Source organism: Microbacterium sp. B19 (assembly GCF_000333395.1).
Lineage (GTDB): Bacteria > Actinomycetota > Actinomycetes > Actinomycetales > Microbacteriaceae > Microbacterium.
In genome coordinates this window covers 1-2,858 of the sequence record NZ_BADA01000012.1, presented here as the reverse complement: position 1 = coordinate 2,858, position 2,858 = coordinate 1, and the positions used below count along the sequence as shown (strand labels likewise).

At 72.8% G+C, this 2,858-nt stretch carries 2 protein-coding genes and 1 pseudogene; all 3 read right to left on the bottom strand.

Annotation, left to right across the window (positions count from 1 at the left end):
• Nucleotides 1-679: 679 nt before the first annotated feature.
• The gene (locus I5G_RS19645; RefSeq protein ID WP_022877260.1) at nt 680-1,576 is read right to left on the bottom strand and encodes a glycosyltransferase family A protein; all 897 of its coding nucleotides are present in this window, start codon (nt 1,574-1,576) and stop codon (nt 680-682) included.
• Nucleotides 1,573-2,652 (bottom strand): cysteine desulfurase family protein, encoded by a 1,080-nt coding sequence (locus I5G_RS19640; RefSeq protein WP_022877259.1) that lies wholly within the window; start codon nt 2,650-2,652, stop codon nt 1,573-1,575. The genes I5G_RS19645 and I5G_RS19640 overlap by 4 nt, the downstream gene beginning before the upstream one ends.
• Before the next feature lie 20 nt (nt 2,653-2,672).
• Nucleotides 2,673-2,858, bottom strand: a pseudogene (locus I5G_RS24250) (D-alanine--D-alanine ligase); the annotation flags it as partial.

Sequence of the window (2,858 nt, the reverse complement as noted above, 5' to 3'; positions counted from 1 at the left end):
CGCCGCGCTCGCGTCTCGCGTCGGCGCGCGCCCGCGTCGGCCCCCCTTTAGCGTCGGGTCCGCGCCCACGTCGGGTCCGCGCCCGCCTCGCCTGGAAGTTGAGTGTCCAAGACACGCGGAGCGTGGGTCGTGGCATCCGCGTGTCTTGGACCCTGAAATGTGGGGGCGTGCGGCGTCGCCCCCGTCGAGCGTCCAGAACACGCCGCACGCGCCGCTCCCGATGCGGCGTGTCTTGGACACTCGGTCGGGAACGACGGGGCAGCGCTGCCTCGCAGGCTTCGGGGCATACGCCTGGAAGTTGTCTTGGACACTGAAATGGGGGGGCGTGCGGCGTCGCCCCCGTCGAGTGTCCAGAACACGCCGTACGCGTCGCCTGTGATGCGGCGTGTCGTGGACACTCGGTCGGGAACGACGGGGGCGCGCTGCCCGGGGGCTTTCGGGCGCACACCTCGGAGTTGAGTGTCCAAGACACGCGGAGCGTGGGTCGTGGCATCCGCGTGTCTTGGGCACTGAAGCATGGGGGCGTTCGCGCCGTACGCGCTGCCCACCCCTGCTGAGTGTCCAGAACACGCCGCACGCGCCGCCCGTGATGCGGCGTGTCTTGGACACTCAAGCGTGGGGGCCCGCCCGCGCGCTGCCCACTCACGTGCGGCGCGCACGCAACACGCGCCGGCGCAGCCTACGCGGGCAGCGTCTCCAAGAACGCCTCGAGGGCGATGCGGTACGCGGGGTCGGGGTGCGTCTCGGCGATCCGCAGCAGCGGCGGCAGGTCGAGGGCGCGGATGAGGCGCCCGCGCTCACCCACGGCGGCAAGTGCACCCGCGGCGCGCAGCACCGCGATGCCCTCGCCGAGCGCGTCGAGGTAGTCGCGCAGCACGACGACCTCGTCGAGGCGCTGCGTGATCGATCCGCCGTTGCGGCGCTGGCGCCACTCCACCACGACGTCGGGCACCACGTCGAACGCCGTCGCCAGCGTGTACATGCGCTGCGCGACGACCTGGTCCTCGTAGTAACGCCCCTCGGGGAAGCGCAGGCCGTGCGTGTGCCAGAAGTCCGTGCGGCTCAGCTTCGACCACGCCACGATGTTCCCGGATGCCGCGGGGTGCTCCGCGAGCGTCGTCGCGGTCCGTGCGGGGTCGGTGGCGGCCGTCACCCACGGCTGTACGTCGCCCGCGACGTATCCGGGGCCCTCGGCATCCGGACGGAGCGGCACGTACGCGCCGAACCACAAGTCACTGCCCGACGCCTCGAGGGTGTCCCACAGCCGCGCCAGGGCGTCGGGCCGGAGGCGATCGTCGGCGTCGAGGAACGCCGTGTACGGCGTCTCGACGCGGTCGAGGCCGCTGTTCCGGGCGGCTCCCAGGCCTCGAGGCTGCCGGTGCTCCACCAGCGAGAAACGCGGGTCGGCGGCTGCGGCGTCGGCGAAGAGGCGGCGGGTGTCGTCGGTGGAGGCGTCGTCGACGAGGACGGCGCGCCACCGGTCGAAGGATTGCGCCTGCAGGGAGTGCAGGGCTTCACCGGCGAACTCGGCCACGTCGCGGCCCGGGACGATCACGGTGATCGCGGGGAAACTCACCCGCGTGATCCTACGGCGGTCACCGCCTCGGCGACGGCGATTGCCACGGCGTCGAGATTCTGCGTCATGTGGTGCGGGAAGGTGAAGCGGACCGCGGTGCGGGCGTCGTCGGGATCGAGGCCGAGCGCGAGCAGCACGTGCGACGCCTCGTCGCTGCCGGCGGCGCACGCCGAGCCACTCGACGAGACGATCCCGCGGCGTTCGAGTTCGAGCAGCACGGTCTCGCCGTTGACGCCGGGGAAGACGAAGCTCGCGGTCGCGGGCAGGCGGTGATCGGGGTGTCCGGTGAGCCGCGCGCCGGGGACCGCGGCGAGCACGCCGTGGATGAAGGCGTCGCGGAACCGGGCAGCTTGGGCCGCGTCGGACTCCCGCTCGGCCTCGGCCAGCGTCAGCGCCGTCGCGAAGGCCACCGCGCCGGCGACGTCGGGCGTGCCGGAGCGTCGGCCGCGCTCCTGCCCGCCGCCGTGCAGCAGCGGTTCGAGGGGGAGTCGTCCGCGGACGGCGAGGATGCCGGTGCCCTTCGGCGCGCCGATCTTGTGCCCCGCGATGGTGAGGGCGTCGGCGCCGAGTCCGGCGAGCGGCAGCCACCCCGCGGCCTGAACCGCGTCGAGGTGCAGCGGCACGCCCCGGGCGTGAGCCACGGCCGCGAGGGCCGCGGCATCCTGAACCGTCCCGACCTCGTTGTTGGCGTACCCGACGCTCACGAGCGCCGTGTCGTCGCGGAGCGCGGCCGCGAGGCTGTCGGGGGAGAGCGTCCCGGTGGCATCCACCGGCGCGTACGTGACCTCGACGTCGTGGAGGCGCGCGAGGTAGTCGGCCGAGGCGAGCACGGACTCGTGCTCGATCGCTGTGGTGACCAAGTGCTTCTTGCCGCGCGGAAGGGAGCCGAGCACGAGCCCCTTGATCGCGGTGTTGTTCGACTCCGTGCCGCCCGAGGTGAAGACGACGTCGCCCGACCGCATCCCGAGGATCGCGGCCACGCGCGCGCGGGCGTCTTCGAGAGCGGATGCCGCGGCCTCGCCGACCTCGTGATGACTCGACGGGTTGCCGAACCACCGGGTGAGGTACGGCGCCATCGCCGCGACGACCTCGGGGTCGAGATCGGCGTGAACCCGGGCATCGTGTTGACCTCGTTCACGTAGAACTCGGTGCCCGTGTAGAAGAAGTCGACGCGCGCGAGACCCTCGCCGCCGAGCGCCTCGAACGCCTGGGCGGCGATCCGCTGCATCTCGGCGAGCTCGCCGTCGCGCAGGTCAGCGGGACACACGAGGTCGACGCCGGG

Bases quoted from the DNA above. Each gene is read 5' to 3' on its own strand.
- I5G_RS19640 (WP_022877259.1), bottom strand. From the start codon at position 2,652: ATGGCGCCGTACCTCACCCGGTGGTTCGGCAACCCGTCGAGTCATCAC.